30 protein-coding genes are annotated in these 25757 nt (G+C 68.3%); 13 read left to right on the top strand and 17 right to left on the bottom strand.

Going from position 1 to position 25757, the window contains the following annotated elements; all coding sequences use genetic code 11:
• Positions 1–40: 40 nt before the first annotated feature.
• A complete protein-coding gene (gene hisB / locus KBY97_RS10705) occupies positions 41–694 on the bottom strand; it encodes an imidazoleglycerol-phosphate dehydratase HisB (RefSeq protein WP_255146912.1) in 654 nt (217 codons plus the stop codon).
• A 95-nt stretch (positions 695–789) separates the two neighbouring features.
• Here hisB and KBY97_RS10700 point away from each other — a divergent pair, with 95 nt between their 5' ends.
• On the top strand, positions 790–1008 hold the full coding sequence (locus tag KBY97_RS10700; protein ID WP_255146911.1) for a hypothetical protein: 219 nt from the start codon (positions 790–792) through the stop codon (positions 1006–1008).
• Positions 1009–1019: 11 nt separating this feature from the next.
• On the opposite strand, the gene KBY97_RS10695 is transcribed toward KBY97_RS10700, so the two are convergent.
• The 3 genes from KBY97_RS10695 to fabI all read right to left on the bottom strand — a co-directional run bounded on the left by KBY97_RS10695 (position 1020) and on the right by fabI (position 4281).
• Positions 1020–2108, bottom strand: coding sequence for a DUF1501 domain-containing protein (locus KBY97_RS10695; protein ID WP_255146910.1), 1089 nt, complete (start codon positions 2106–2108; stop codon positions 1020–1022).
• Positions 2105–3304, bottom strand: a complete 1200-nt coding sequence (locus KBY97_RS10690; protein WP_255146909.1) for a DUF1800 family protein — start codon at positions 3302–3304, stop codon at positions 2105–2107. Before KBY97_RS10690 ends, KBY97_RS10695 begins: the two co-directional genes overlap by 4 nt.
• A 194-nt stretch (positions 3305–3498) precedes the next feature.
• The gene (gene fabI / locus KBY97_RS10685) at positions 3499–4281 is read right to left on the bottom strand and encodes an enoyl-ACP reductase FabI (protein ID WP_255146908.1); all 783 of its coding nucleotides are present in this window, start codon (positions 4279–4281) and stop codon (positions 3499–3501) included.
• Between fabI and KBY97_RS14840 the strand changes: the two genes are divergently transcribed.
• The gene (locus KBY97_RS14840; RefSeq protein ID WP_399217659.1) at positions 4280–5830 is read left to right on the top strand and encodes an FAD-binding domain-containing protein; all 1551 of its coding nucleotides are present in this window, start codon (positions 4280–4282) and stop codon (positions 5828–5830) included. The two genes, fabI and KBY97_RS14840, sit on opposite strands and share 2 nt — an antisense overlap.
• Positions 5812–6624, top strand: a complete 813-nt coding sequence (locus tag KBY97_RS10670) for a 4'-phosphopantetheinyl transferase superfamily protein (RefSeq protein ID WP_255146907.1) — start codon at positions 5812–5814, stop codon at positions 6622–6624. Before KBY97_RS14840 ends, KBY97_RS10670 begins: the two co-directional genes overlap by 19 nt.
• Here the strand turns inward: KBY97_RS10670 and KBY97_RS10665 are convergent.
• Entirely contained in the window at positions 6621–7160 is a 540-nt protein-coding gene (locus KBY97_RS10665; protein WP_399217684.1) for a hypothetical protein, read from the bottom strand. The two genes, KBY97_RS10670 and KBY97_RS10665, sit on opposite strands and share 4 nt — an antisense overlap.
• A gap of 203 nt (positions 7161–7363) precedes the next feature.
• On the opposite strand from KBY97_RS10665, the gene KBY97_RS10660 reads away from it, so the two are divergent.
• Together KBY97_RS10660 and KBY97_RS10655 are read left to right on the top strand one after the other, a co-directional pair.
• Complete coding sequence (locus KBY97_RS10660; protein WP_255146906.1) at positions 7364–7939, top strand: thioredoxin family protein; 576 nt, start codon at positions 7364–7366, stop codon at positions 7937–7939.
• Positions 7940–7958: 19 nt separating this feature from the next.
• Positions 7959–9203, top strand: coding sequence for a DegT/DnrJ/EryC1/StrS aminotransferase family protein (locus KBY97_RS10655; protein ID WP_255146905.1), 1245 nt, complete (start codon positions 7959–7961; stop codon positions 9201–9203).
• Between the two features lie 19 nt (positions 9204–9222).
• On the opposite strand, the gene KBY97_RS10650 is transcribed toward KBY97_RS10655, so the two are convergent.
• Genes KBY97_RS10650 through KBY97_RS10635 form a run of 4 tightly spaced genes read right to left on the bottom strand, consistent with a single transcriptional unit; the run spans position 9223 to position 12453 of the window.
• Complete coding sequence (locus tag KBY97_RS10650; RefSeq protein ID WP_255146904.1) at positions 9223–10743, bottom strand: FAD-binding domain-containing protein; 1521 nt, start codon at positions 10741–10743, stop codon at positions 9223–9225.
• 21 nt (positions 10744–10764) lie between these two features.
• Positions 10765–11325 (bottom strand): NUDIX domain-containing protein, encoded by a 561-nt coding sequence (locus KBY97_RS10645; protein WP_255146903.1) that lies wholly within the window; start codon positions 11323–11325, stop codon positions 10765–10767.
• Positions 11326–11380: 55 nt separating this feature from the next.
• Complete coding sequence (folK, locus tag KBY97_RS10640; RefSeq protein WP_255146902.1) at positions 11381–12007, bottom strand: 2-amino-4-hydroxy-6-hydroxymethyldihydropteridine diphosphokinase; 627 nt, start codon at positions 12005–12007, stop codon at positions 11381–11383.
• A gap of 8 nt (positions 12008–12015) precedes the next feature.
• The gene (locus KBY97_RS10635) at positions 12016–12453 is read right to left on the bottom strand and encodes a hypothetical protein (RefSeq protein WP_255146901.1); all 438 of its coding nucleotides are present in this window, start codon (positions 12451–12453) and stop codon (positions 12016–12018) included.
• Between the two features lie 178 nt (positions 12454–12631).
• Between KBY97_RS10635 and bchD the strand changes: the two genes are divergently transcribed.
• Positions 12632–14749: a magnesium chelatase ATPase subunit D gene (gene bchD / locus KBY97_RS10630; protein ID WP_255146900.1), complete on the top strand. Its 2118-nt coding sequence runs from the start codon at positions 12632–12634 to the stop codon at positions 14747–14749.
• 62 nt (positions 14750–14811) lie between these two features.
• Here the strand turns inward: bchD and KBY97_RS10625 are convergent, their stop codons facing one another.
• Complete coding sequence (locus KBY97_RS10625; protein ID WP_255146899.1) at positions 14812–15873, bottom strand: MlaD family protein; 1062 nt, start codon at positions 15871–15873, stop codon at positions 14812–14814.
• Between the two features lie 6 nt (positions 15874–15879).
• Positions 15880–16623, bottom strand: coding sequence for an ABC transporter ATP-binding protein (locus KBY97_RS10620; protein ID WP_255146996.1), 744 nt, complete (start codon positions 16621–16623; stop codon positions 15880–15882).
• Positions 16624–16920: 297 nt separating this feature from the next.
• On the opposite strand from KBY97_RS10620, the gene yvcK reads away from it, so the two are divergent.
• Positions 16921–18258 (top strand): gluconeogenesis factor YvcK family protein, encoded by a 1338-nt coding sequence (gene yvcK / locus KBY97_RS10615; protein ID WP_255146898.1) that lies wholly within the window; start codon positions 16921–16923, stop codon positions 18256–18258.
• A 143-nt stretch (positions 18259–18401) separates the two neighbouring features.
• Here the strand turns inward: yvcK and KBY97_RS10610 are convergent, their stop codons facing one another.
• From KBY97_RS10610 to KBY97_RS10600, 3 genes are read right to left on the bottom strand one after another with little or no spacing between them, the layout of a single operon-like run.
• The gene (locus KBY97_RS10610) at positions 18402–18974 is read right to left on the bottom strand and encodes an NAD(P)H-quinone oxidoreductase subunit J (protein WP_255146896.1); all 573 of its coding nucleotides are present in this window, start codon (positions 18972–18974) and stop codon (positions 18402–18404) included.
• Positions 18967–19740: an NADH-quinone oxidoreductase subunit NuoB gene (nuoB, locus tag KBY97_RS10605; RefSeq protein ID WP_255146894.1), complete on the bottom strand. Its 774-nt coding sequence runs from the start codon at positions 19738–19740 to the stop codon at positions 18967–18969. Before nuoB ends, KBY97_RS10610 begins: the two co-directional genes overlap by 8 nt.
• A 14-nt stretch (positions 19741–19754) precedes the next feature.
• Positions 19755–20117, bottom strand: coding sequence for an NAD(P)H-quinone oxidoreductase subunit 3 (locus tag KBY97_RS10600; protein WP_255146892.1), 363 nt, complete (start codon positions 20115–20117; stop codon positions 19755–19757).
• A 134-nt stretch (positions 20118–20251) separates the two neighbouring features.
• On the opposite strand from KBY97_RS10600, the gene KBY97_RS10595 reads away from it, so the two are divergent.
• The 6 genes from KBY97_RS10595 (at position 20252) to KBY97_RS10570 (ending at position 22631) form a co-directional block, all read left to right on the top strand.
• Positions 20252–20773 (top strand): rubredoxin, encoded by a 522-nt coding sequence (locus tag KBY97_RS10595; RefSeq protein ID WP_255146891.1) that lies wholly within the window; start codon positions 20252–20254, stop codon positions 20771–20773.
• Between the two features lie 5 nt (positions 20774–20778).
• On the top strand, positions 20779–21774 hold the full coding sequence (locus tag KBY97_RS10590; RefSeq protein ID WP_255146995.1) for a photosynthesis system II assembly factor Ycf48: 996 nt from the start codon (positions 20779–20781) through the stop codon (positions 21772–21774).
• A gap of 122 nt (positions 21775–21896) precedes the next feature.
• Entirely contained in the window at positions 21897–22145 is a 249-nt protein-coding gene (gene psbE, locus KBY97_RS10585) for a cytochrome b559 subunit alpha (RefSeq protein ID WP_094514466.1), read from the top strand.
• 4 nt (positions 22146–22149) lie between these two features.
• Positions 22150–22287: a cytochrome b559 subunit beta gene (psbF, locus tag KBY97_RS10580; protein WP_094514464.1), complete on the top strand. Its 138-nt coding sequence runs from the start codon at positions 22150–22152 to the stop codon at positions 22285–22287.
• A gap of 8 nt (positions 22288–22295) precedes the next feature.
• Positions 22296–22415, top strand: a complete 120-nt coding sequence (locus KBY97_RS10575; RefSeq protein ID WP_006173008.1) for a photosystem II reaction center protein L — start codon at positions 22296–22298, stop codon at positions 22413–22415.
• A 15-nt stretch (positions 22416–22430) separates the two neighbouring features.
• Entirely contained in the window at positions 22431–22631 is a 201-nt protein-coding gene (locus KBY97_RS10570) for a photosystem II reaction center protein J (RefSeq protein WP_094514462.1), read from the top strand.
• Between the two features lie 94 nt (positions 22632–22725).
• On the opposite strand, the gene KBY97_RS10565 is transcribed toward KBY97_RS10570, so the two are convergent.
• Genes KBY97_RS10565 through KBY97_RS10555 form a run of 3 tightly spaced genes read right to left on the bottom strand, consistent with a single transcriptional unit; the run spans position 22726 to position 25750 of the window.
• Complete coding sequence (locus KBY97_RS10565; protein WP_255146890.1) at positions 22726–23763, bottom strand: NAD-dependent epimerase; 1038 nt, start codon at positions 23761–23763, stop codon at positions 22726–22728.
• 2 nt (positions 23764–23765) lie between these two features.
• On the bottom strand, positions 23766–24809 hold the full coding sequence (galE, locus tag KBY97_RS10560; protein WP_255146889.1) for a UDP-glucose 4-epimerase GalE: 1044 nt from the start codon (positions 24807–24809) through the stop codon (positions 23766–23768).
• Entirely contained in the window at positions 24806–25750 is a 945-nt protein-coding gene (locus KBY97_RS10555) for a UDP-glucuronic acid decarboxylase family protein (protein WP_255146888.1), read from the bottom strand. Before KBY97_RS10555 ends, galE begins: the two co-directional genes overlap by 4 nt.
• Between the last annotated feature and the right edge of the window lie 7 nt (positions 25751–25757).

Here is a 25757-nt window from a genome sequence, read left to right as displayed (position 1 = left end):
CGAGAGGACGGCGTTGCTCCCATCATCACGTAAAGGAGTGTTAAGGCGCGGCGCCCGCCTGCTCCAGCACCCCCTTGCTGCTCGGCACCGCACCGGCCCGGCGCGGGTCGATCTCCACCGCCAACCGCAGCGCCCGGGCGAACGCCTTGAAGCAGGCCTCCACGATGTGGTGCGAATTCAGGCCATCGAGCTGGCGGATGTGCAGGGTGAGGCCGGAGTTGTTCACCACCGCCGCGAAGAATTCCCGCACCAGCTCGGTGTCGTAGGTGCCGATCCGCTGGGCCGGAATTGTGAGCCCGTAGCTGAGGTGGGGGCGGCCGGAGCAATCGAGCGCCACCTGCACCAGCGCTTCATCAAGCGGCGCCACGAAATGGCCGAAGCGATGGATGCCGCGGCGTGACCCCAGGGCCTGCGCCAGGGCCTGGCCCACGGCGATGCCCACGTCCTCGTTGGTGTGGTGGTCGTCGATGTGGGTGTCGCCGTGGGCGCTGATCTCCAGGTCGAGCAGGCCGTGGCTGGCCAGCTGATGCAGCATGTGATCCAGGAACGGCACCCCGGTGCTCACCTGGCAGGCGCCACTGCCATCAAGATTCAGGCTCACCCGCACATCGGTTTCACCGGTCACCCGATGCACCACGCCGCTGCGGGGAAGGGAACCGGGAAGGGGGAGGGAACCGGGACGGGATACGGACACGCTCGACACTGCCTGGGCCTGGGCGAATCATGGCTGATCCCTGTCTCCCCCTGGCTGGCCCCACCGCCATCCCGCTGCCATCTTTCTCTGTAACCATGCCGACCCCCACGCCCTCAGGACCTTCCCGAACCGGCTGGGGAGGGTCGGTGGCGGCAGTGGTTCTGGTGCTGGCCCTGGTGGTGGGCATTCAGCTTGGTGCTGCGCGCTGGCGGTTTCGCAAGCAGCTCTGGCAACTGCAGGGTGCACTGGTGGGCGCCGTGGCGGGCTACGTGGTGGGGCGCCTGTCGGCGGGGAAGGGACAGCCCCCCACCTGACCCGCTACCCCTCAGAGGGCCAGGGCCCGCCGGTAGAGCTCAAGCGGTTCCATCGCAGGGATCAGGTCGCCGCGATCATCCAGCCGGGCCAGGCTCGGATAGCGGCCAATGAAGGGGTGGGGAACCTGATCACCGAGGAGCAGGGCCACGGAGGCGCTGCCGTGATCGGTGCCGCCGGAGTTGTTTTCCTGCAGGCGCCGCCCGAATTCACTCGTGGAGAGCAGGGTGACCGGGGGCCGGTTGGGCATGCGTTGCAACGCCGCATCAAAAGTGGCGAGGGCTTCTGCCAACTGCCGAAGTTGTTGGGCATGGCCGGCCAACTGATTGCCGTGGGTGTCAAAGCCCCCCAGGGCCATCTGCAGCACCGGCGGGCAGATACCGCTGCCGATCAGCCGCAGAGCGAAGGCCACCTGCTGGCCCAGCAGACCGGCGGGAATCCTCACCCCCTTCGGGAGAGGAGCCAGCGCCTTCCTCAGGCGAGCCAGTTCCCTGTTGCCGGAGGATTCAATGGCCAGAATTTTATCCACCACCGGATTGGCGTGGCTCGAACGGCCATTGGCAAGCGCAAAGGGTGGAGCAGTGAACGAGGCCTGGTTCAGCTGCAGGCTGATGACATCTGGTCCCTCCAAGGCAGGTGCTCCGGTCGGCCCCAACGTCACCAACGGGCCACGGGATCCGCGTTTGCGGATGGCGGTGGCCAACCAGCCGGCCGCGTCTGGGGTTGGGGAGGGCGTGCCCCGCGCCCAATCGTCCATCGCCTGAAAGTGGCTGCGGTTGGGCTCGCGCCATCCGACCCCGAGGGCAAACGCCAGGCGTCCAGCGCGCCAGGCTGGCTTGAGGGGCGCGAGGGCTGGATGCGCATACAGCTCAGGCCCCAAGGAGAAGCCATCGGTGATCTTCAGGCGGGGCCTGGCCGCCAGATACAGGGGATGCCTGTGGGGACCAACGGTGTTAAGCCCGTCGTTACCGCCACGAAGGTCGAGCAGGACGAAGACCTTGCCCTTCGGGGCCTTGGACTGGGAGGCTGCGGCGCCAAGCTGATCGAGCAATGCAGCAGCACTGAAACCGGCGCTGAGCTGCAACAGGGAGCGGCGTTTCATTTGAGCTGCCAGACGGGATCGTCGAACAGCAGGGCAACGGACTGGCGACTGGCGGGGGCCGGCAGCGACAGCGACAACAGCGGAATGGGGGTGAGGCTGGCCGGAAGTTCCTCGGCCATGGCGCGGGACGCCCACACCTCCTCATTGGCAAGGAGAGCCTGCAGACCCCTGCGACGTGCCTGCAGCCAGCGCAGGCTCAGCCACTCCTGATTGACGGGCCATCCCTTCACCGAAGGGGGCTCGAAGACCCCCTGACCCATGCGGACCAGGCTCGACTTGGCTGCAGCCATGGCTTCGCGGTGTCGGCTTCCCAGCAACGACAACGACGCGATCACCAGATCGATCGGTTCCCGCACCATGGTGCCGTTGCGGATGCTGGCGGCGGCCTCCGGGGTAGCCAGCAGCGTGGCCATCAGCCAGGGCAGCGAGAGTTGCTGCTCCTGCCAGGCTGTGGCGATTGCGGTGATCCGGGCCAAGGACGGCAGCGGGCCCACCAGCCGCTCCCAGACCCTGCCGGTGATGTGACGGGCAGTTGCGGGCTGCTGACACAGCCAGGCCACAAGCGAAGGGCCATCAAACGGTTCGGTGCGTCCGAAAATTGTTTTGTGACCGGCGTCGTGGCGGCGGGGATCCAGAGCAAGGCTGCCATCGGGCTGCAGGCGATAGCCCGTGAGGGCACGGGCCGCTTCGATCACGTCCTTTTCTGTGTAATTGCCGATGCCAAGAGAGAAGAGTTCAAGCAGTTCGCGCCCCAGATTTTCATTGGGCTTGCGCCGATGGCTTTTGAGTCCGTCGAGAGAGATCTGCAGGGCAGCATTGTTCACCATGGCCCCAAGCAGATCGGCGAAACCGTTGGGCAGCTGGGATCGAATGGCAGCGATCTGGTCGAGCAACAGCATGGGATTTGTCAGTTGCCGCCAGTTGACCGGGAAGATCCCGAGCCACAGCTGGATCAAACGGTCGTCCACCGGAGTGGGGCCGAAAACCAGGCGCTCCAACCAGGCGGTTTGCACAAGAGCCGCGCGCCGGTTGCGAAGCCTGCCGCGACAGCGGTTCTGCAGGCGCCCCTTCGAAAGCGTGGCACAGGTATTCGCTGGCTCCTGCAGGTCAAGAGGGTCAGGAGCTGCCGGAGAGCCTGCAAGAGGGGCTGCGCCGATGCGCCGAACCTGCCCTTGAGCCAGAAGGGGAATCACCATGGAGACCGTGCCCCTGAGCGCGAAACATCGTGCTGGCGCCATCGCAGAGGATGGGGCAGGAAACCTACGAACATCAGCCTTTTGCCGGTAGATGCATAAGATAAAGACCTTGTCCGCCTTTCCTACAGGTCGGAAACTCAGTCTTCGTTCAGTCACACAACAGTGATCACTGCGTCACTGAAACCGGCATGTCCTCACATGCCATTGATGCAGTAACCCGCATCCACATAGATCACCTGGCCGGTGATGCCGCTGGCCAGCGGGCTGGCCAGGAAAGTGGCCGCGCTGCCCACCTCCTCCTGGGTGACGGTGCGGCGCAGCGGGGCCTTCTCTTCCACGTTGTGAATCATCTCGTGAATCCCGCCGATGGCGGAACTGGCCAGGGTGCGGATCGGGCCGGCGCTGATCGCGTTCACCCGCACCTGATTGTCGGGACCCAGTTCGGCGGCGAGATAACGCACCGAGGCCTCCAGTGCCGCCTTCGCCACCCCCATCACGTTATAGTTGGGAATCGCCCGCTCGGCGCCCAGGTAGCTGAGGGTGATCACGCTGGCACCGGGATTGAACAGGGGCTTGGCGTAACGGCAAAGCGGGGCGAGCGAATAGGCGCTCACCTCCAGCGCCCGGCCGAACCCTTCGGGGGTGATGGCGCTGTAGTCGCCCACCAGCTCCTCCTTGCCGGCAAAGGCGAGGCAGTGGATCAACACATCGAGGCTGCCCCACTGCTGCTGGATCGCGGCGAAGGCGGCCTCGATCTGCTCGGGCATCTGCACGTTGAGCGGGAGTACCAGGCTGGGGGCGAGCGGTGCCGTGAGCTCGCGCACTTTGCCCTCAAAACGGCCCTTGTCGTCGGGCAGGTAGGTGACCGCCAGCTCGCAGCCCGCCGCAGCCAATTGCTGGGCGATGCCCCAGGCGATCGAGCGGTTGTTGGCGATGCCGGTGACCAGGGCCTTCTTGCCGCGCAGATCGAGAAGCATGTCCAGGGAGCGAGCTGGGGGGATTCTCCCGCAGCGCTGGCGCCCTGCCCGCGCCACGATCGGTGGCATGGAGCCCGCTGTCCCCCTCGCCTGGCCGCCTGCCACCGGCGATCTGCCCCGCACCTTCGCCGACCGGCAGGCCCTGGCCGCCGAGCTGCACGCCTGCTTCGGCCACCAGCTGGTCAACCCTGCTGCCGTGGACACTTCAACGCTGAGCCCGATCCGCGGCGGCCGGGCGGCGGCGCTGGCCCCGCTGGCGGCCCTTGACCCGGTGGCCTACGGCGCCAGCCGCAACCATCTCGATGGCGCCGTGACCCGCCTGTCCCCCTACATCCGCCACGGGGTGCTCACCCTGCCGGAGGTGCGGGAGGCCGTGTTTGCCGCCCTGGCCGCCCGGGGGCAAGGCCGCAGCGGCGGCGAGAAGCTGATCAATGAGCTGGGCTGGCGCGACTACTGGCAGCGCGTCTGGCAGCAGCTCGGTGAGGGCATCTGGGACGATCGCGAGCAGGGTGCCAGCGGCCTGCCGCCCGCGGCCTATCGCGAAGGCCTGCCCGACGACATCGCCCGCGGCCGCACCGGCCTGGCCTGCATCGATGCCTTTCGCCACCAGCTGGTGCACGAGGGCTGGCTGCACAACCACGCGCGGATGTGGCTGGCGGCCTACCTGGTGCACTGGCGGCGAGTGCGCTGGCAGACCGGCGCCCGCTGGTTTCTGCGGCACCTGCTCGACGGCGATCCGGCCAGCAACAACCTCAGCTGGCAATGGGTGGCCGGTACCTTCAGCGCCAAGCCCTACCTGTTCAACCGCGCCAACCTGGAGCGCTTCAGCGGCGGCCGCTTCTGCCGCGCCTGCCCGAAGGCGCAAGGCGGTGGCGCTGGCCGGCCGGGGGGCTGCCCGTTCGAGGCCAGCTACGAGCAGCTGGGCGAGCGGCTGTTCCGCAGCGAGGCGCCGCTCAGAGCGCCGGAAGCGCCGCTGCAGGACCAGAGCCAGATCCGGCCCCCGGTCCAGTCCCCACCGGCCAGCCGCGCGCCAGACAGCGCGCCAGACAGCCAGCCCAGGCGGGCCGCCGCCGCACCGGCCGGCCGGCTGCAACGGCCGGTGCTCTGGATCCACGGCGAGGCGCTGGGGCAGGCCAACCCCGCGCTGCGCGCCCATCCCGGCGGGCCGGCCCTGTTCGTGTTCGACCGGCCCCTGATCGAGGCCAGCGCCGGTCAGGGCCCGGCGATCAGCCTCAAGCGGCTCGGCTTTCTCTACGAATGCCTGCTGGATCTGCCGGTGACGCTCCGGGCCGGTGCTGTGGCGGAGGAGGTGATCGCCTTCGCCGCCCGCCACGGCGCCGACGGGGTGGTCACCAGCCGGGCGGTGGATCCCCGCTTTAAGGCTCTGGCAGCGACGATCGGCGCGGCCCTGCCGCTGGTGGTGCTGGAGCCCGAGCCGTTCGTCCAGCTGGAAGGCCCCGTGGATCTGCAGCGCTTCAGCCGCTACTGGAAGCGGGCCGAGCGGGCGGTGTGGGCCGGCTTTGAAGGGCCATGCCCCGTCGCCGGTTGAGCGCGCCTGCGCCGCTGCCGCTGCGGCCCTGGCCCCCCGTGGGCCCGCTGGAGCGCGGCTGGCTCGGCCCCAGCCCGGCGGCGCCACCGGCCCTCTGGTGCATCGACCGGCGCACGGCGGGGGTGGCCGCGGCCCTGCCCGCCCTGCTGCCGCTGCTGAGCGCACCGGAACAGGAGCGACTGCAGCGGCTGCGTCGCTCGGATGATCAAGAACGCTTCGCGCTTGGCCGGGGCGCCCTGCGGCAATTGTTGGCCGCTTGCCTCGATCGGCCTGCCGGCGAGATCCAGCTGGTCACCAACCGCCACGGCAAACCGCTGCTTTCGCCTGACCCGACGCAGCGCATGGGGGTGCCGCAGTTCAACGTGGCCCACTCCGGTGATCTGGTGCTGCTTGCCTTCCACCGCTGCCGGCCGGTAGGCATTGATGTGGAACGGCAACGGCCACTGCCGGCCTGGCCGGCGATCGCGCGGCGCTGCTTTCCCGCCGCCTTGGTGGCAAAACTCGAAGCCCTGCCCGCTGAAGCGGGCCACCGCGCCTTCTTTCACCACTGGTGCCGCCTGGAGGCGCGCCTGAAGGCGGGCGGCACCGGACTGGCGGCCGCTGGGCAGGGCCTGGCCAATGGCCCTGCAGCCGCCGCGGCCATCGATCCACTTGACGGCCACGATCGGCCCACCTGCAGCAATCTGCTGCTGCCGGCGGGCTACAGCGGGGCGGTGGCCTTGGCCCGCCATGAGCTGACGGGCCAAGGGGCTGAGGGCGGCGGGAAGCTGAGCGCGGCGGAAGCTTCGGGCTAGGGCGCAGCCTCCGGAGCTGCAGACGGGGCCGGGGCAACACCTTCGGCCTCCTGCTCCAGCGCCTCTTCACGCGCCCGTACTTCGCTGGGATCGGGCAGCAGATCTTCTTCCTGCAGCATCGGGAAGCTCTCCTGCTTCACCTGGTCCGCACTGCGGGGCGGCTCGGTCCACTCCCAGCGGCTGCGCGGGGCACGCGCCTGGCAGAGCGCCTCCAGCTGGCGCTTCAGCTCCCGGCGCACATCGCCGCGGGCCACCACCTCAAAGAACTCCTGGCGGGTCGCCAGGCCGGAGCTGAACGGCGCACTGCCGTTGCCGTTGAACAGCCGCGGCGGATCCGGCAACCAGCGCGGCCGGCAGACCCCCCGCTGGCGGGTGTCAGTCTCGAGCCAGAGGTGCACGCCGAAGCCATCGGGCTGGTTGACCACCGCCAGGCCGTCATGGGGCTGGCGGCGCTGGAGGGGGAAGATCCGCCAGCTGGCCCTGTCGGTGGCAGGAACACAGCTCGCCAGCAGGGCAGCGGTCGTCAGCAGCGCCAACGGCCGCCGCAAGGGCCGCAGCAAGCGCCTCACCAGCGGCCGCCGCACAGTTTTCAGCCGGGCCGGCCGCGCCAAAAGACGGCGCCATGAAAACAACAAGGGGCTCACGCAGGCGAACCAGGGGGCGCCGATCCTGCCCCAGTGGCGGCGCCGGCGTAGACGCCACAATCACAGCGGATGTCCCGCCGCAGAGCCTGGCCGCCATGGCCCTCACCCCCTCCACGATGCTGCCGCTCGGCACGGCCCTGCCTCCGTTCCGGCTCACCGATCTCGATGGCTGCCTGCACGACAGCAGCGCCCTGCCGCCCCAGCCGCTGCTGGTGCTGTTCCTCTGCGCCCACTGCCCGTTCGTGAAGCACATCGAGCCGGAACTCACCCGGCTTGAGCACGATTACGGCGGCCGGGTCGGGATCCTGGCGATCGCCAGCAACAGCGTGCGCAGCCACCCCGAAGACGGCCCTGAGGGGTTGAACGAGCAACGTCGGCGGCACGGCTGGCGCTTCCCCTACCTGCTCGACAGCGACCAGAGCGTGGCCCGGGCCTTCCATGCCGCCTGCACCCCCGACCTCTTCCTGTTCGGCGCGGACCAGCGGCTCGCTTACCGCGGCCAACTCGATGGCAGCCGCCCCGGAGCGGGCCAGCCAGCGGATGGCCGCGCGCTGCGAACAGCGCTCGATGCGGTGCTCAGCGGCCAGGCCCCGGACCCCGATCAACGGCCCGCCATCGGCTGCAACATCAAGTGGCACCCTGGGCAGGCACCCCCTGGAACTGACGGTTGAGGGGATTAAGGTTGCCCCCATGCAGGTGCCCCCCTTCGATCTCACCGAGCAACTTCATCAGCTGGGTGAAGGCCTCGAAGACGCCGTTCTGCAGGTGTTGCGTAGCGGCCAGTACATCGGGGGGGCCCGGATTGCCGCCTTCGAACAACAGTTCGCCGCCGCCTGCGGCAGCCCCCACGCCATCGGCTGCAACAGCGGCACCGACGCCCTGGTGCTGGCCCTCAGAGGCCTGGGGATCGGTCCAGGCGATGAGGTGATCACCAGTTCGTTCAGCTTCTTCGCCACCGCCGAAGCGATCAGCAGCGTGGGGGCCACGCCGGTGTTCGTGGATGTGGAGGAAAGCTCCTATCTGATCGATCTCGACCGGATCGAGGCGGCGATCACGCCCGCCACCCGCGCCCTGATGCCGGTGCACCTGTTCGGCCGGCCGGTCGACATGGAGCGGATCACCGCGATCGCCGCGGTGCATGGCCTCAAGGTGATCGAAGACTGCGCCCAGGCCACCGGCGGCAGCTGGGCGGGGCAGCCGGTGGGCAGCTGGGGGGATGCGGGCTGCTTCAGCTTCTTCCCCACCAAGAACCTTGGTGGCGCCGGCGATGGCGGCGCAGTGCTCTGCCGCGACCCCGAGCTGGCCCAGCGCATCCGCGAGCTGGCCGTGCATGGCATGCCGGAGCGCTACCTGCACACCTCCCTGGGATACAACAGCCGCCTTGATGCCCTGCAGGCCACGGTGCTGGCCGTGAAGCTGCCCCACCTGGAGCGCTGGATCGAGCGCCGTGCCGCCATCGCCGCCACCTACCAGCGTGAGCTGGCGGGCCTGGCCGGAATCGCCCTGCCCGAGGCGGGCCCCGAGGGCCACAGTTGGAACCAGTTTGTGGTGCGCATCCCGTTCTGTCCGAAGGGGGCGAGCACCTGCGGCGGCAGCTGCATCCCCTCCACGAACAGCGCCACCTATGGCCTGCCCGAAAGCTGCTGCCGCGACTGGCTGAAGCAGGAGCTGGCCGCGGCCGGCGTCAACACGATCATCTACTACCCGATTCCGATTCACCGCCAGCCGGCCTACGCCCAGCTGGGCTACGGCCCCGGCAGCCTGCCGGCCACCGAACGGCTCACCTCCCAGGTGCTCAGCCTGCCGATCTTCCCCGAGCTCACCGCTGAGCAGCAACAGGCAGTGATCACGGCCCTGTACCGGCTGGTCGGCAGCCAGGCGGCCCCAGCGCCCACCCCTGCCCCTGCCGAGACCCGCACCCAGGCACGGGTCTGAGCAACGGCTGCCGGCCGGTTCATCCCAGCGCGGCATAGAGCGCCTTGAAGCGCGCCTGCTGCTGCTTGTGGTCCACGATCGGTGCCGGGTAACCGCGACGCTCCAGGGGCGCGATCGCCCCGCTGATCAGCTCGGCTGTGGCCACGTGCGCCAGTTCCGGCAGCCAGCGGCGGATGTATTCCCCCTCTGGATCAAAGCGGGCCGCCTGGGTGAAGGGATTGAAGATGCGCAGGGGTTTGGGATCCATGCCGCTGCTGGCGCTCCATTGCCAGCCCCCGTTGTTGGCGGCCAGATCGCCATCCACCAGCAGGCCCATGAACTGCCGCTCGCCCCAGCGCCAATCGCAGATCAGATCCTTCACCAGAAAGGAGGCCACGATCATGCGGCAGCGGTTGTGCATCCAGCCGCTGGCGTTCAGTTGCCGCATCGCCGCATCCACGATCGGCACGCCGGTGAGGCCCTCGCACCAGGCCGCAAAACGGCTGGCATCGTTCTCCCAGGGAAAACGGCGCCATTGGGGGCGGTAGGGCCCCTCCGCCAGCTCGGGAAAGTGAAACAGCGCCTGTTGGTAGAACTCGCGCCAGGCCAGCTCCTGCTCCCACACCGTGATCGACCGCAGATCCTCATCGCTGCGGGCACGGGGCCGCTGCTGCTGGGCCGCCGCCCAGGCCTGGCGCGGGCTGAGCGTGCCGAACTTGAGCGCCGCACTGAGGCAGGAGGTGCCCGCCTCCCCCGGCAGGTTGCGGCCAGGTTCGTAACGCAGCAGGGCACCATCGACGAAGCGAGCCAGCTGATCGGCGGCAGCCGCTTCTCCCGGGCGGCAGGGACACAGATCAGCGCCTTCGAAGGCAGCCGCGGCAAGGCCACCTGCGCTGTCGCCGGCCGCAGGCACGGCATCCAGCAGTGGTAGGCGCCCCCAGAGGGCCTGGCCGCTGGCAGTCAGGGCGACAGGATCGAAGTCCAGCAAGCCCCTGGGAGCCGCCACAGGCGCCAGCTCCGGCCCGTTGGCCGTCAGCTCCGCTCCGACGGCACCGGACGTCGCCGGACCGGCCGGCTCCAGCCGTCGCCGCCAGGCGCGGAAAAACGGCCCGTAGACCCGGTAGGGCGCACCACCGCCGGTGAACAGGCTGTCGGGGGGGACCAGCAGCTGATCCCAGCCCGCCAGCACCTTCAGCCCCTCCGCCTGCAGCGCGGTGGCAACGCGGCGGTCGCGCTCGCGGCCGAAGGGTTCCACATCACGGTTCCAGGCCACCACCTCGGCGCCGATCGCCGTGGCCAGCTGCGGCAGCCGCTCGGCTGGATCCCCCACAAGCAGCAGCAGCCGGCTGCCGGCCTCACGCCAGCGCTGCTCCAGCTCCCGCAGGCTTTCCAGCAGAAACCACAACCGCGCCGGGGCCAGATCACTGGCCTCCAGCAAGGCCGGATCCAGTACGAACACGCCGGTCACGGCGGGAGTGGCGCGGGCGGCGGCAGCCAGGCCGAAATTGTCGGCCAGCCGCAGGTCACGGCGGTGCCAGAACAGCCAGCGGGGCGGGGTCATCGCAACAGCTCCTGCATCGCTTCAGCAGCCCAGCAACTGCCGGGCCCGGAACCAGGCGGTCACACTCTTGCCATCAAGGGCCTCTTCGCCGCTGGCCAGGGCCGCATCGAGGGCCTGCGGCTCCATCAACAGCACCTCCATGTCCTCGTCGTCGTCGCCAGCCGGCTGCTGCTCCAGGGGCGTGAGGGCGCGGGCCAGAAACAGGTGAATCACCTCATCGGAATAGCCGGGGCAAGGCAGCATCAGGCCAAGCGAATCCCAGCGGCGGGCGCTGTAGCCCGCTTCCTCCGCCAGTTCCCGCTGCATCGAACCCAACGGGTCCTCGCCGTCCTCCAGGGTGCCGGCCGGGAACTCGAGGATGCGCCGTTCCACCGCGAAGCGGTATTGGCGCAGGATCACCACCCGGCCGTCGTCGAGCACGGGCACCGCCAGGGACGCGCCGGGGTGGCGAATGATCCCGTAGGTGCCTTCCACCCCTTTGGGCAGCACCACCCGGTTGAGCTCAAAACGGATCTTGCGGGCATCGAGAGCGCCCACCGTGGCCAGATGGGTGGAGGGCTCAGGGGGCGGCAAGGGGGCCATGACCGGGGCGCTGGGGCCTCCCAGTGTGACCCGCCTGCCAGCGCCGACGCGGCTCTCAGCGCGGGGGGCCTTCGGCCCAGCCCGGTCCCCCCGCCAGCGCCTGCGGCGGGGGCTCAACGCCACGGCGTATGACAGCCGCCAGCAGCTCCACCGCCGTGGCCGCCGTGCCGGGCGGCACCAGCTGCGGATCGAGGGCCGCCAGCGGGGCCAGCACGAAGGCCCGCTCGCGCAGGCGCGGGTGGGGCAAGGTGAGCGCAGGCGTGCTGCAGGCCTGGTCGCCACACCAGAGCAGGTCGAGGTCGAGGGTGCGCGGCCCCCACTGAACCGTGCGCCCACGGCCGAAGGCGGCTTCCAGGCCCTGCAACCGCCGCAGCAGCCCCTCGGCATCAGGCCAGATCGGGCGGGCGGCAGAGCCTGGGGTGGGCGGGGCGCTGTGGTGAACCAGCAGCACAGCATTGAGATAGGGCGGCTGACCGGGCGGCCCTCCCACCGGCGCGGTGCGAAAGAGGGGCGACCAGCGCAGCTGCAGCTCGGCCTCCCGCACCGCCAGCGGCGGCGTGACGGCCCAGGCCAGCAGCTCGCCGGCCAGCAGGGGCCGCACCGCCTTGAGGGTGATCGCAGGGTCGTCGAGATTGGCCCCGAGCGCGATCGCGAGCGTGCGCTCCAACAGGCCGAACGGCAAGCGGGGCCTCAGTAGAGGTCGGAGCGGCGGCGCTCCTCCGGCCGCTCCAGCGGGATGTCGCCGTCACGGCCGAGCAGCAGATCGCGGGCGCCGTTCACCAGCTGCATGGTGTCGTGGGCGCCGCCGCGGTCGGGGTGGTGCTCGGCCGCAGCCTGCTTCCAGGCCCGGTTCACCTGGTCCACGCTGAGCCGGCCGGACAGGGGCAGGTGCAGGCGCTGGCGCTGGCGGGCCACGATCGCGTCCACATCCGGGTGTTTGCCCAGCGGGCCCCAGTCGGCGCGGCTGAGCCCCTTGCGCCGCTTGTTGCTGCCGCGGGCCCCCTTGGCGCTGGCGCCAGCAGCGGCGCGGCCACCGAAGCCCCGCGCCGTACTGGCGCGCGCCTCCTCACCGTTCTGGCGCGACTCGCTGGTGCGGCCAGGACGATCGACCCGGGACAACAACACCATGGCGGGCCGCAGCAATAGCAGAAAGAAATGCCAGGCGTGCGGGAATGCCGCCCTGCCTCGTCGCAAAAGTGTAAGTTCTGCCAGCCGCCCGGCTGTTGGCCCCAGCACCCACCGCCGCATCAGCGGGCGGCGCAGCACCGTCAGCGAGACTGAACCTCCCTTATCCAGCCTCTGCCCCATGGTCGTCAGCGGGTCCGCTGCCACCCCGGCCGCCGCCGGCGCCGCCGCACGCGCGTTTCCGCTCGCCGCGATCACCGGGCACGGCACCTTGAAGCTGGCCCTGCTGCTGGCGGCGGTGGATCCGGGGCTGGGTGGAGTGGTGATCGCCGGGGGCCGCGGCACTGGCAAATCGGTGCTGGCCCGCGGGCTGCACGCGCTGCTGCCACCGATCGACGTGCTCGATCTGGGCGAGGGGGTAAGCAGCCGCAACGTGGATCCGCAGCGGCCCGACGACTGGGATGCCGCCATCCACCAACGCATCACGGCGCGTGGGGGCGATCCCAGCGGCGCCGATCCCACCACCTTGCTGCCCACCCGGGTGATTCCGGCCCCCTTCGTGCAGGTGCCCCTCGGTGTCACCGAAGACCGGCTGCTGGGGGCGGTGGATGTGGCCGCCTCCTTGAGCAGTGGCACGCCGGTGTTCCAGCCGGGGCTGCTGGCGGAGGCCCACCGGGGCGTGCTTTACATCGACGAACTGAACCTGCTCGATGACGGCATCACCAACCTGCTGCTGGCGGCGGTGGGCTCCGGCATCAACCGGATCGAGCGCGAGGGGCTGAGCCTGGTGCACCCCTGCCGCACCCTGCTGATCGCCACCTACAACCCGGAAGAAGGGGCGGTGCGGGATCACCTGCTCGACCGCTTCGCCATCGCCCTGTCGGCCAACCAGCTGGTGAGCACGGAGGAGCGGGTGGCGATCACCCGCTCGGCCCTCGATCACGGCGAATCCAGCGATGCTTTCCGCTCCCGCTGGCAGGAGGAGACCGATGCCCTGGCCACCCAGCTGCTGCTGGCGCGGCAATGGTTGAAGGATGTGGCGATCGATCGCGAGCAGGTCCGCTATCTGGTCACCGAAGCGATCCGCGGCGGAGTGGAGGGGCACCGGGCCGAGCTCTATGCGGTGCGGGTCGCCCGGGCCCATGCGGCACTGAGCGGCCGCGACCGGGTGGACGCCGATGACCTGCAGGTGGCCGTGCGCATGGTGATCGCCCCGCGGGCCCTGCAGCTGCCGCCGCCCGATCCCGACCAGCCGCTGGAGCCGCCACCACCACCCCAGGCGGAGCAGCAGCCCCAGGAGCAGGAACCGCCGGAACCCCCTGAGACCAGCGACGACGACGCCCCGGAAGAGGACCCGCCCGAGGACGAGGACGACGACAGCCCCGACGACCAGGCACCACCATCGATTCCGGAGGAATTCCTGCTCGATCCAGAGGCCACCGCCATCGACCCCGATCTGCTGCTGTTCGCCGCCGCCCGTTCGCGCGGGGGCGGCAGCGGCAAGCGCTCCCTGGTGCAGAGCGAGTCGCGCGGCCGCTACGTGAAGCCGATGCTGCCGCGCGGACCCGTGCGCCGCATTGCCGTCGATGCCACCCTGCGGGCAGCGGCACCGCACCAGAAAAGCCGGCGTGAGCGGGAACCGCACCGCCGCGTGATCGTTGAAGACGGCGACCTGCGCGCCAAGCAACTGCAGCGCAAGGCGGGCGCCCTGGTGATTTTTCTGGTGGACGCCAGCGGCTCGATGGCGCTCAACCGCATGCAGAGCGCCAAAGGCGCCGTGATCCGGCTGCTCACCGAGGCCTACGAAAACCGCGATGAAGTGGCCTTGATCCCTTTCCGCGGCGAGCAGGCGGAGGTGCTGCTGCCCCCCACCCGCTCGATCACCGCGGCACGCCGTCGGCTGGAGCAGATGCCCTGCGGCGGCGGCTCCCCGCTCGCCCATGGCCTGTCCCAGGCGGCACGGGTGGGCGCCAATGCATTGGCCAAGGGCGATCTGGGCCAGGTGGTGGTGGTGGCGATCACCGACGGCCGCGGCAACGTGCCGCTGAGCCGCTCGCTGGGCCAGCCGCCGCTGGAGGGCGAGGAGCCGGTCGACCTGCGCGAGGAGGTGAAGGGGGTGGCGGCCCGCTACCGCGCCCTCCGGATCAAGCTGCTGGTGATCGACACCGAGCGCAAGTTCATCGGCAGCGGCATGGGCAAGGAACTGGCGGAAGCGGCCGGCGGCCGCTACGTGCAACTGCCCAAGGCCAGCGATCAGGCGATTGCCGCCATCGCCCTGGAGGCGCTCAACGCCTCCTGAGCGCCTGGCGCGGCAGCGGCTCGCCCCAACGGCTCACGGTCGCCAGCTCAGGGTCGACAAGCTCAGGGATCGAGGCGGCGGGGAGATTCTGCCGGCAGCGGGGCACCAGCGGCAGCACCGTGCCTGCCGCCACCGCCGGTGCCACCGCCGGACTTCACCGTGCTGTCCTTGTTGGCCTTGTCCTTCGTGGCTTTGTCCTTCGCCAGGCCCGTCTGGGCGGGGTAGAGCTCATCGAACAGCTGGCCCAGGCCGATGGCCAGACTGCGCACCCCATCCATGAAACGAGGATCGCTGGTGAGCTTGCTCACATCGCCGCCCACCGCATCGATCCGTGCCGTGAGCCTCTCGGCATTGCTCACTGTGGTTTTGAGCTCGGCCAGGGTGCGGGGATTGTCGAGGGCGGCCGTGAGGTTGCGCACATGGCGGCTGGCGGCCGCCGCATCGGCGCTGGCCGTGGTGAGCGAAGCGAGGATTGGATCGGCTTTGCCGGTCACCACGTTGAGCTGGCGGATCAGCACATCCAGCTGAGCAGAGGTCTTCTGGGCGTCCTTGAGGAAGCGGGTCGCCTCCAGGGAGGTGGCATCGAAGCTCTTGGTGGTGCTGGCGATCTGGGGCACCAGGTTCTGCTTTTCGGCCTCGATCAGCAGGCTCTGCATCAACTCGGTGACATTGCTCAAGCTGGCGGAGGTGGCCCCTTCAAGTGAAGAGCCGTTGCAGACCATGAGGGTGTTGCTGCAGGACTTGTCACCCGGCCGAGGCGCCGAGGCGGGCAGCGGCGGCCCGGTGCTGATCAGCGCCACCTGGGCATCGCCACCCAGCAGCGAGCCGGATTGCACCTGGGCCACCACCGGCCGCGCCAGTTGCAGGCTGGGATCGGTGATCTCCAGTTCGGCCACCACCGCAGAGGAAGTGGGCGAGATCCGCCGCACATTGCCCACCTGCACGCCGCGGAACATCACCGCCGAACGGTCGGCCAGGCCGGCGGCATCGGCAAAACGCACCTTCAGCGTCCAGTTGTTGCGGCTCAGCGACACACCCCGCAGCCAGAACCAGAGGCTGAAGCCGCCGATCACGGCTCCGAGCAGGGTGAAACCCACCAAAGCCTCGCGGACGCTACGACGCATGAGGTTTCAAAGCTCCGCCGGCTGCATCGGGCCGTTCAGGCTACCGGTACGGAACTGAACCACATAAGGATTGTCGGTGCGGCCGAAGTCGTCGGTGGAGCCGCACCACTGAATCCGCCCGTCGTAGAGCATGGCCACCCGCTGGGCCGTGCGCACCACCGTGCTCATCACATGGCTCACCACCACCGAGCAGCCGGCCGCCACCTGATTCGCCTTCACGATCAGATCCTCGATGCGGGTGCAAGCCACGGGGTCCAGGCCGGCGGTGGGCTCGTCGAACAGCAGCAACGGGTGCTGACCGGAGGCATTGCTGGGGTCATCAATCAGGGCACGGGCAAAACTCACCCGCTTCTGCATGCCGCCGCTGAGTTCACCGGGCAGCTGGTCTGCGATGCCATAGAGGCCCACCGCCTCCAGCGCCCGCTGCACCCGTTGACGGATTTCGGGCTCTGGCAATTGGCTGTGGCGATAGAGCAGAAAACCCACGTTCTCGCCCACCGTGAGCGAGGCCAACAACGCGGGGTTCTGGAACACCAGGCGCACATCGGCGGGACGACGCTGATCCAGCCGCAGATACTGCTGTGGTACGCCATGCAGGCGGAAGTTTCCGGTGGTGGGCAACAGCAGGCCCGCCAGGATGCGCAGCACCGTTGATTTGCCAGTACCGGAAGGCCCCACCACCGCCAGCCGTTCCCCCTCCATCAAGGTGAGGTTGATGCCCTCCAGCACGGTGCGCGAACCCCAGCGCATGGAAAGATCGTGAAGTTCCACCACTGGCACGGGTGACGGCACGAAGGCAGTGGGGGAGGGCGAAAAGGAAGACGACACGGACGACAACGGGGAGGACCTGGCAGGCGCGAAGGGGAGCCTCGCTGGGATCTGGTTCGCCGACTCCTTTCATCCTTACAGTTCCATCAGCACCGTGCTGTGGCGTAACGCCCCATCGGCTTGACTTCCCAGCGCCCTCTCCTGCCACGACGCCTCAGCACACGGTCCAGCCGTCGCCCTGGCTGGCTTGGGCGCGGGGATCTGCGCCAACAAGACCTGATGAGCCGCTCGCGCCGGGCGGTGCAGTGGCTGCAGCCGGGGTTGGTGGTGAAGCGCTGGATGCTCACCTCCGGCCTTGGCCTGCTGCTGGCCCTGCTGGGAGCCGCGATCCTCGCCGACCTCAAGCCGATCTACTGGTCGCTGGAGTCGCTCAACTGGCTGCTCTCAAACATGACGCGGGTGCTCCCGCGCGGCGTGACCGGCCCACTGGTGCTGCTGGGGGGCGCCGCACTGGTGGTGTGGGGCCAGAGCCGCAGCTTCGGCTCGATCCAGCAGGCCCTCGCGCCCGAAAAAGACACCCTGCTGGTGGAGGCGCTGCTGGCCCAGCGCCGGCTCAACCGCGGCCCCAACGTGGTGGCGATCGGCGGCGGCACAGGCCTGGCCACCCTGCTGAGCGGCCTGAAGCGCTACAGCAGCAATATCACCGCGATCGTCACCGTCGCCGATGACGGCGGCAGCAGCGGGGTCTTGCGGCGGGAGTTCGGCGTGCAGCCCCCCGGCGACATCCGCAACTGCCTGGCGGCCCTGGCCCGCGAGGAACCGCTGCTCACCCGCCTGTTTCAGTACCGCTTCAAGTCGGGGAGTGGGCTGGAGGGACACAGCTTCGGCAACCTTTTTCTCACGGCGCTCACGGCGATCACCGGCAGCCTGGAGTCGGCGATCACCGCCAGCAGCCGCGTGTTGGCGGTGCAGGGGCAGGTGGTGCCAGCCACCAATGCCGATGTGCGCCTGTGGGCCGAGCTCGAGAACGGCGACCGCATCGAGGGGGAATCCTGCATCGGCCGCGCTGCCAGCCCGATCGTGCGGCTGGGCTGCACCCCCGAGCGCCCTCCCGCCTTGCCGCGCGCCCTTGAGGCGATCGCCAATGCCGAGCTGATCGTGCTCGGGCCCGGCAGCCTCTACACCTCTCTGCTGCCGAATCTGCTGGTGCCGGAGTTGGTGCAGGCAATCAGCCGCAGCAAGGCGCCGCGCCTCTACATCTGCAACCTGATGACCCAGCCCGGCGAAACCGACAACCTGGATGTGGAAGGCCATGTGCGGGCGATCGAGGCCCAGCTGGCCAGCCTGGGGGTGACCCGTCGCCTGTTCACCGCGGTGCTGGCCCAGGAACCGATCCGCGACCGAGCCCTGGTGGATCACTACCGGGCCCGCGGCGCCGAGCCCGTGCAGTGCGATGTCCGCAGCCTGCGCGCCAAGGGATACGAGGTGATGGTCACGGGCCTGCAGGGAGCCCGCCCCACCGGCACCCTGCGCCATGACCCCCGCAGCCTGGCCTTGGCGGTGATGCGCTTCTACCGGCGGCACAAAGGGGGCCGGCCGGTGCTGGAACCGGTCTGACGGGCAGGGCTACGAGCAACCCAAGCGTGCGGCCCCGCGTTGCTGGGACGGAATTCGGCCGGCACGTGGCAAAGACAGAACGGGAAGCGCCCTGGATCCAGAAGAAACCAGAACGCGCCTTGAAGTTCGTTGAACTCAGTAGGTCAGTAGGCGTCCTGCATCTCGTAGAAATCCGGCTGCACGTAGTCCTTGCGCAGCGGAAAGCCCTTCCAGTCTTCGGGCATCAGCAACCGCTTGGGATGGGGATGGCCCTCGAACACGATGCCGTACATGTCGTAGGTCTCGCGTTCCTGCCAGTCGGCGCCGCGGAACAGGCGGTAGAGGCTGGGAATGGTGAGGTCGCCATCGCGGGCGAGGAACACCTTGACCCGCACTTCCTGCGGCTTGCTGTCAGGAGTGGGGCAGGGATCGGCGCCAGCGGCGAGTTTCACCAGGTGATAGAAGCTCACCAGCCGGGCGCCCGGGCCTTCGTCATAGCCGCCCTGGCACTGGAGGTAATCAAAGCCGTAGGCCTTGAGCGCCGCCGCCACCGCCGGCAGGAAGAGGGGTTCCACCGCCAGCATTTCAATGCCGCAGTGATCGGGTTCCAGCGGCTGGTGGTCGAAACCCTGCTGAGAGAGCCACTGGCTCACGGCGCCGATGACCGGTGCGGCGAGGGTGTCGCTGTCAGTGGCACCGGAGGTGGCGCCCTGGGGAGCGGGGGTGGGATCAGGCATCGCTGGAGGTGGTTGCGGTGGTGATCGGTGCGGCCACAACAACCCCGGTCGGTGCGGAGGTGTCGAGCGGGAGAGCGGTGGGATCGGCGAGGGCAGCCACCTGGGTTTCGGCCTTGAGGTAGGCGCCGGTGACGATCGGAGCCACCGCTTTCATGCCGTGGCTGATCGTGAGGTAGCGGTGGGTGGGGAGGTTGTTGCCCCGCTCGGCCAGCGCTTCGTTGCCCACTTTCTTGCGGAGCTTGATCACCGCATCAAAGATCGCTTCGGGGCGGGGCGGGCAACCGGGGATGTAGAGGTCCACTGGGATCAGCTTGTCGACCCCCCGCACCGCCGTGGTGGAATCGGCGCTGAACATGCCGCCGGTGATCGTGCAGGCGCCCATGGCGATCACGTATTTGGGCTCGGGCATCTGCTCATAAAGCCGCACCAGGGCCGGGGCCATCTTCATGGTCACGGTGCCGGCGGTGATCAGCAGGTCGGCCTGGCGGGGGCTGGAGCGGGGCACCAGGCCGAAACGGTCGAAATCGAAGCGGGAGCCGAGCAGCGCCGCGAACTCAATGAAGCAGCAGGCCGTGCCGTAGAGCAGGGGCCAGAGGCTGCTGAGCCGGGCCCAGTTGTGCAGGTCGTCGAGGCTGGTGAGGATCACGTTCTCGGAAAGATCCGAGGTGACCGCCGGAGCACCGACCGGATTGCAACTGGAGGCCCGCAGATCGCGCAAGGCGTCGATCGAAGGGGTGCTGGAAGCGGAGGTGGGAGTGAGGGTCATGGGGGGTAGGCGCGTCAGCTCCACTCGAGGGCGCCCTTGCGCCAGGCATAGGCAAGGGCGATCACCAGAATGGTGATGAAGATCAGGGCCTCAATGAAGGCCAGCAGACCGAGCCGGCTGAAGGCCACGGCCCAGGGATACAGAAACACCGTTTCCACGTCGAAGATCACGAAGACCAACGCGAACATGTAGTAGCGGATATTGAACTGAATCCAGGCGCCACCGATCGGCTCCATGCCGGATTCATAGGTGAGCCGGCGTTCGCCGTCCCGCGATTTCGGCGACACCAGTTTGTTGGTGACCAGGGCCAGCACCGGAACTGCTGCCGAGATCAGCAGAAAGCCCAGGAAGGCGTCGTAACCAGGTAAGACGAACATCGCAAGGCTGAACCCGGCGCAGAGTCTGGCATCCGCGCCCGGAAAACGCCCGCTGCCGTCCGCCGCGCGCCATAGAGCTTGCCGCGACAAGGGCCTCGATAGAGTTTGTTTTCACGGCAACGGGGCCCAACGCCATGGTCAATGGCCAGGACACTGATCAGGACGTTGGCCAAGAGGTCGGGCAGCAGGTTGGGCCAGCGGCTGAGCAGGACGTTGGGGAACAGGCCCAGCAGAACGCCCAACCCGCAGGCGCTCCCCCCGCAGACACTCAAACCCCAGACGCAGGGCCCGCCGGCGACCAGCCGCCAGGCGATCCGGCCGACGAAAGCGGCGGCACCGATCCCGACACGCACCGGTTCGAGTGCCGCAGTTGCGGCTTCGTCTACGACCCGGGTGAGGGGGTGCGCAAGCTGGCGATCCCCGCCGGCACGCCCTTCAGCAGCCTCGATCCGGTGGGCTTCCACTGCCCGGTCTGCCGCAGCCGCGTCGGCGCCTTCAAGGACATCGGCCCCCGCAACAAGCCGAGCGGCTTCGAAGATAACCTCAGTTATGGCTTCGGGGTGAACACCCTCACCCCTGGCCAGAAAAACGTGCTGATCTTCGGCGGCTTCGCTCTGGCCTTCGCCTTCTTCCTTTCCCTTTACTCCCTGCGTTGACCCCCGTGAAGCGCCTGTTCTCCCCTCTGCTGGCCGTGCTGATCACCCTCGGCCTCAGCTTCGGCCTCGGTGGCTGCGTCACCACCGGCCTGCCCGTGGCCGCCACCAGCCCCTGGCAGCCCGTGGCGCTGTCCACCACTTCAAACCCGCTCGATGTGGCCTTCAGCGACGCCAACCACGGCTTCCTGGTGGGCAGCAACCGGCTGATCCTCGAAACCGACGACGGCGGGGCCAGCTGGGAGGAACGCACCCTGGATCTGCCCGAGGGGGAGAACTTCCGCCTGATCAGCATCGATTTCAGCGGTGCTGATGGGTGGATCGTGGGCCAGCCGGGCCTGTTGCTGCACACCGCTGATGCCGGCCAGAGCTGGGAGCGCCTGCTGCTCGACACCAAGCTGCCTGGTGATCCCTATGCCGTCACCGCCACAGGCCGCAGTAGCGCTGAACTGGCCACCACCGTGGGCGCCATCTACCGCACCAGCGATGCGGGCATCACCTGGCAAGCGGAAGTGAGCGATGCGGCCGGCGCCGTGCGCGACCTGCGCCGCTCCTCGGACGGCCGCTACGTGAGCGTGTCGAGCCTGGGCAACTTCTTCGCCACCTGGGAGCCGGGCCAGGCGGTCTGGCAGCCCCACCAGCGGGTCAGCAGCCAGCGCCTGCAAAGCATGGGCTTCCAACCGGACGGCAACCTCTGGATGGTCACCCGGGGCGCCCAGCTGCGCTTCAACGCCGATGCGGCCGATCCTGAGGCCTGGAGCAAGCCGGTGATCCCGATCACCAATGGCTTCGGCTACCTCGACATGGCCTGGGGCCCCGATGGTGACATCTGGACGGGCGGCGGCAGCGGCACCCTGCTGGTGAGCCACGACGGCGGCAGCCACTGGGAGCGCGATCCGGTGGGCGCCCTCCAGCCCACGAACTTCAACCGCATCAGCTTCAGCAGCGACGGCAAGGGCTTCGTGCTGGGCGAACGCGGCAACCTGCTGCGCTGGGTGGGTTAGGCGCGGGCGGGTGGCGGAGCCGCCGCCGGGTCCAACTGCATCCCTGTGTAACCAACCTCCTCTCCGGCTCTCGGCACTCCCAGCCCGACCCTTAAGATTCCGTAGCTGATTTGCCCGCTGCTATGGCTGCCGGCTCCACCGGGGAACGCCCGTTCTTCGAGATCATTACGAGCATCCGCTACTGGGTCATCCACGCCGTCACCTTGCCGGCGATTTTCCTGGCCGGATTCCTCTTCGTCTCCACTGGCTTGGCGTACGACGCCTTCGGAACGCCTCGCCCCGATGCCTACTTCCAACCCCAGGAAGCCAAGGCACCGGTGGTGAGCCAGCGTTACGAGGGCAAGAGCCAGCTTGACCTGCGCCTCAAGTAACGCCATGACCCAGTCTTCTGTCTCCACCACGCCACGCAACTACCCCATCTTCACGGTGCGGTGGTTGTCGGTTCATGCGCTGGGCATCCCCACGGTTTTCTTCCTGGGAGCCTTGGCGGCCATGCAATTCGTTCGTCGCTGATTTCCGCCATGCAGCGCAATCCCAACCCGAACAATCTGCCGGTCGAACTCAACCGCACCAGCCTTTACCTGGGCCTGTTGTTTGTGTTCGTCATCGGCGTTCTGTTCACCAGCTACTTCTTCAACTGATCGGGAGATTCAGCCATGAGCGGCAAGAAATCCGCACTACCTGACGGTCGCATTCCCGATCGCCTGCCTGACGGCCGCCCGGCCGTGGCCTGGAAAAGCCGCTGGACCGAAGGGGTGCTCCCCCTCTGGTTGGTGGCCACCGCCGGCGGCATCGCCGTGATTTTCGTGGTCGGTCTGTTCTTCTACGGCTCCTATGTGGGTGTGGGTTCGGCCTGATCCCCCCTGCTTTGCTTCATGCACCGCGGGCCCAAGGGCCCGCTTTTTTTTGGTTGCGCCAGGGAAATGGCTCTGACCTCGTCAGCGAAACAGCTCAGGCCTGGTAGTAGCTGCGGTACCAGTGAGCGAAGCGGGCCACGCCCTCGGCGATCGGGGTGTGGGGCGCAAAGCCCACCCAGGCCTCCAGGGCGGAGGTCTCAGCGGCGGTGGCTTCCACATCCCCAGGTTGCATCGGCTCCAGGCTCTGGATCGCCGCAGTGCCCAGCGCCTCTTCCAGCACCCCGATGAACTCCAGCAAGGGCGTGGGCTGGCTGTTGCCGATGTTGAACACCCGATGGGGCACCGCCGCAGTGGCGGGGTTGGGGGCGAGCGGATCGAAGAGCGGATCGGCGGTGGCCGGTTTGTCGAGGCAGCGCACCACCCCCTCAACGATGTCGTCGATGTAGGTGAAATCCCGCTGCATGCGGCCGTGGTTGAACACCCGAATCGGCTCGCCGGCCAGGATCGCGCGGGCGAACAGCATCGGGGCCATGTCGGGCCGGCCCCAGGGGCCATAGACGGTGAAAAAGCGCAGGCCGGTGGCAGGCAGCCCGTAGAGGTGGCTGTAGGTGTGCGCCATCAGTTCGTTGGCCTTCTTGGTGGCCGCGTAAAGGCTCACCGGATGGTTCACCGCATCCTGCTCGCAGAAGGGCATGCGGCGGTTACCGCCATAGACCGAGCTGCTGGAGGCATACACGAGGTGGCCGGCACCGTGATGGCGGCAGCCCTCCAGGATGTGGCCGAAGCCCACCAGGTTGCTCTGGATGTAGGCGGCAGGGTTCTCCAGCGAATAGCGCACCCCCGCCTGGGCCGCCAGATGCACCACCCGTGAGGGGCGCTCGGCCGCGAACAGCGCCGCCATGGCCTCCCCATCCTCCAGATTCAGGTGGTGAAAGCGGAAGCCGTCGTTGCGCTCAAACCGGGCCAGCCGCGCCTGCTTGAGGGCCGGGTCGTAGTAGCTGTTGAGGTTATCCAGGCCGATCACCCGCTCGCCGCGGGCCAGCAGGCGTTCGCACAGCGCCGCCCCGATGAACCCGGCGGCACCGGTCACGAGGGTGGTTTCAGCGGGCGGCGGGGAGGGAAGCAGCGCCATGGTCAGGGGGTGGCTGAGCTGCGCTGGTGCCACGCCCAGGCGTGGGCGATGATTTCGCCCAGATCCGGGTAACGGGGCTCCCAACCCAGCACTTCGCGGGCCTTCTGCGCGCTGGCCACCAGGGTGGGCGGATCGCCGGGCCGCCGCGGCGCTACCACCGCAGTGAGCGGCAGTTGCGTGACGTCCTGGGCCACCGTGAGCACCTCCTGGACTGAATAGGCCGTGCCCGTGCCGAGATTGAAGATCAACGGCTCCATCGGCTGGGGCGATGCTCCAGCCAGCAGGTGCTCGAGGCCCAACACGTGGGCATCGGCCAGATCACTCACGTGGATGTAATCCCGCAGGCAGGTGCCATCGGGGGTGGGGTAATCGGTGCCGAAGATCTTGATCGTTTCCCGCCGGCCGGCAATCGCATCCAGCACCAGCGGGATCAAGTGGGTTTCGGGGTTGTGATCTTCGCCAAGGTCACCGGCTGGATCGGCACCAGCCGCATTGAAATAGCGAAAGATCACGCTCGGCAGCTTGTAAGCGGTCGCGAAATCGGCCAGCATCTGCTCCACCATCCACTTGCTGCGGCCGTAGGAATTGATCGGCCGCTGGGGCGTGTCCTCGGTGATCGGCACCGTCTCCGGGCTGCCGTAGGTGGCGCAGGTGGAAGAAAACACGATCGGGATGGCCGGGCCCCGGCCCGTGCGCACCGGCTCTACAAGGGCCTCCAGCAGGGTGAGGGTGTCACCGAGATTGTTGCGGTAATACTTGGCCGGATCCAGCACCGATTCGCCCACATAGGCATAGGCGGCGAAATGAAGCACGGCCTGCACTGGCACACCGCCGCAGGCGGGATGGCGGCCGCTGAGCAAGGCCTCAATCAGAGCGCGATCACCCACCTGGCCCTGCACCAAGGGCACCCGCAGCACCTCTTCCACGATCGAACGGTGCCCATACACGAGGTTGTCGAGCACCACAGGGTGGTGGCCCGCCTGCTGCAAGGCGCGCACGGTGTGGCTGCCGATGTAGCCAGCACCACCGGTGACGAGCAGGGTCATGAATCGATCCCCAGGATGCGGCGAAAGTAGGCGATCGTGGGGCCCAACCCCTCTTCCAGAGACACCTTGGGTTCCCAGCCCAGCTCGCGGCGGGCCAGATCGATCACCGGTTGACGCTGGAGCGGGTCATCCTGAGGCAGCGGCAGATACACCAGGGGCAGCGCTGGGTTGATGCGCGCGCGCACCAACTCAGCCAGCTGGCGGATGGTGAATTCCCCGGGATTGCCGATGTTGATCGGGCCGGTGTGGCTGCCATTCATCAAGCGAATCAATCCTTCCACTAGATCATCGACATAGCAGAAGCTGCGGGTCTGGCTGCCATCGCCATAGAGGGTGAGGGGTTCACCGCGCAAGGCCTGCACAACGAAGTTGCTCACCACCCGGCCGTCATCAGGAAACATGCGCGGGCCATAGGTGTTGAAGATGCGCACCACGCGAATCTCCGTACCATGCATGCGGTTGTAATCGAAGCAGAGCGCCTCGGCAATGCGCTTGCCTTCGTCATAGCAGGAGCGGATGCCGGTGGTGTTCACACAACCGCGATAACTCTCCGGCTGAGGATGCACTTCTGGATCGCCGTACACCTCGCTGGTGCTGGCCATCAGCAAGCGGGCGCCCACACGCCGAGCCAGGCCAAGCATGTTGTAGGTGCCGAGAAAACTCGTCTTGGCGGTTTTGATCGGGTTGGCCTGGTAGAAGCGTGGTGAGGCGGGGCAGGCCAGGTGCCAGATCCGGTCGACCTCCAGCAGGATCGGCTCGGTCACGTCGTGGCGGATCAGCTCAAAGCTGGGGTGGCCGATCCAGCGGGCAACATTGGCTTTGGTGCCGGTGTAATAGTTGTCAAGGCAGATCACCTCCTCACCGGCCTCCATCAGCCGGTCCACCAGGGTGGAGCCGAGAAAGCCGGCACCGCCGGTGACCAGATTGCGTCTTGAAGCCATAGGTGCC

Origin of the sequence: Synechococcus sp. ATX 2A4, from assembly GCF_024346375.1 — a bacterium.
Taxonomy (GTDB): domain Bacteria; phylum Cyanobacteriota; class Cyanobacteriia; order PCC-6307; family Cyanobiaceae; genus MW101C3.
This window is presented reverse-complemented; position numbering and strand designations above follow the sequence as displayed.

Bases quoted from the DNA above. Each gene is read 5' to 3' on its own strand.
- KBY97_RS10570 (WP_094514462.1), top strand. From the start codon at position 22,431: ATGAGCGGCAAGAAATCCGCACTACCTGACGGTCGCATTCCCGATCGC.
- KBY97_RS10670 (WP_255146907.1), top strand. From the start codon at position 5,812: ATGCCCCGTCGCCGGTTGAGCGCGCCTGCGCCGCTGCCGCTGCGGCCC.
- KBY97_RS10700 (WP_255146911.1), top strand. From the start codon at position 790: ATGCCGACCCCCACGCCCTCAGGACCTTCCCGAACCGGCTGGGGAGGG.
- bchD (WP_255146900.1), top strand. From the start codon at position 12,632: ATGGTCGTCAGCGGGTCCGCTGCCACCCCGGCCGCCGCCGGCGCCGCC.
- KBY97_RS10595 (WP_255146891.1), top strand. From the start codon at position 20,252: ATGGTCAATGGCCAGGACACTGATCAGGACGTTGGCCAAGAGGTCGGG.
- psbF (WP_094514464.1), top strand. From the start codon at position 22,150: ATGACCCAGTCTTCTGTCTCCACCACGCCACGCAACTACCCCATCTTC.
- KBY97_RS10620 (WP_255146996.1), bottom strand. From the start codon at position 16,623: ATGCGCTGGGGTTCGCGCACCGTGCTGGAGGGCATCAACCTCACCTTG.
- galE (WP_255146889.1), bottom strand. From the start codon at position 24,809: ATGACCCTGCTCGTCACCGGTGGTGCTGGCTACATCGGCAGCCACACC.
- yvcK (WP_255146898.1), top strand. From the start codon at position 16,921: ATGAGCCGCTCGCGCCGGGCGGTGCAGTGGCTGCAGCCGGGGTTGGTG.
- KBY97_RS10565 (WP_255146890.1), bottom strand. From the start codon at position 23,763: ATGGCGCTGCTTCCCTCCCCGCCGCCCGCTGAAACCACCCTCGTGACC.
- KBY97_RS10625 (WP_255146899.1), bottom strand. From the start codon at position 15,873: ATGCGTCGTAGCGTCCGCGAGGCTTTGGTGGGTTTCACCCTGCTCGGA.
- KBY97_RS10650 (WP_255146904.1), bottom strand. From the start codon at position 10,743: ATGACCCCGCCCCGCTGGCTGTTCTGGCACCGCCGTGACCTGCGGCTG.
- KBY97_RS10600 (WP_255146892.1), bottom strand. From the start codon at position 20,117: ATGTTCGTCTTACCTGGTTACGACGCCTTCCTGGGCTTTCTGCTGATC.
- nuoB (WP_255146894.1), bottom strand. From the start codon at position 19,740: ATGACCCTCACTCCCACCTCCGCTTCCAGCACCCCTTCGATCGACGCC.
- fabI (WP_255146908.1), bottom strand. From the start codon at position 4,281: ATGCTTCTCGATCTGCGCGGCAAGAAGGCCCTGGTCACCGGCATCGCC.
- KBY97_RS10660 (WP_255146906.1), top strand. From the start codon at position 7,364: ATGGCCCTCACCCCCTCCACGATGCTGCCGCTCGGCACGGCCCTGCCT.
- KBY97_RS10610 (WP_255146896.1), bottom strand. From the start codon at position 18,974: ATGCCTGATCCCACCCCCGCTCCCCAGGGCGCCACCTCCGGTGCCACT.
- KBY97_RS10655 (WP_255146905.1), top strand. From the start codon at position 7,959: ATGCAGGTGCCCCCCTTCGATCTCACCGAGCAACTTCATCAGCTGGGT.
- KBY97_RS14840 (WP_399217659.1), top strand. From the start codon at position 4,280: ATGTCCAGGGAGCGAGCTGGGGGGATTCTCCCGCAGCGCTGGCGCCCT.
- KBY97_RS10575 (WP_006173008.1), top strand. From the start codon at position 22,296: ATGCAGCGCAATCCCAACCCGAACAATCTGCCGGTCGAACTCAACCGC.
- KBY97_RS10555 (WP_255146888.1), bottom strand. From the start codon at position 25,750: ATGGCTTCAAGACGCAATCTGGTCACCGGCGGTGCCGGCTTTCTCGGC.
- psbE (WP_094514466.1), top strand. From the start codon at position 21,897: ATGGCTGCCGGCTCCACCGGGGAACGCCCGTTCTTCGAGATCATTACG.
- KBY97_RS10695 (WP_255146910.1), bottom strand. From the start codon at position 2,108: ATGAAACGCCGCTCCCTGTTGCAGCTCAGCGCCGGTTTCAGTGCTGCT.
- KBY97_RS10690 (WP_255146909.1), bottom strand. From the start codon at position 3,304: ATGGTGATTCCCCTTCTGGCTCAAGGGCAGGTTCGGCGCATCGGCGCA.
- KBY97_RS10635 (WP_255146901.1), bottom strand. From the start codon at position 12,453: ATGGTGTTGTTGTCCCGGGTCGATCGTCCTGGCCGCACCAGCGAGTCG.
- KBY97_RS10645 (WP_255146903.1), bottom strand. From the start codon at position 11,325: ATGGCCCCCTTGCCGCCCCCTGAGCCCTCCACCCATCTGGCCACGGTG.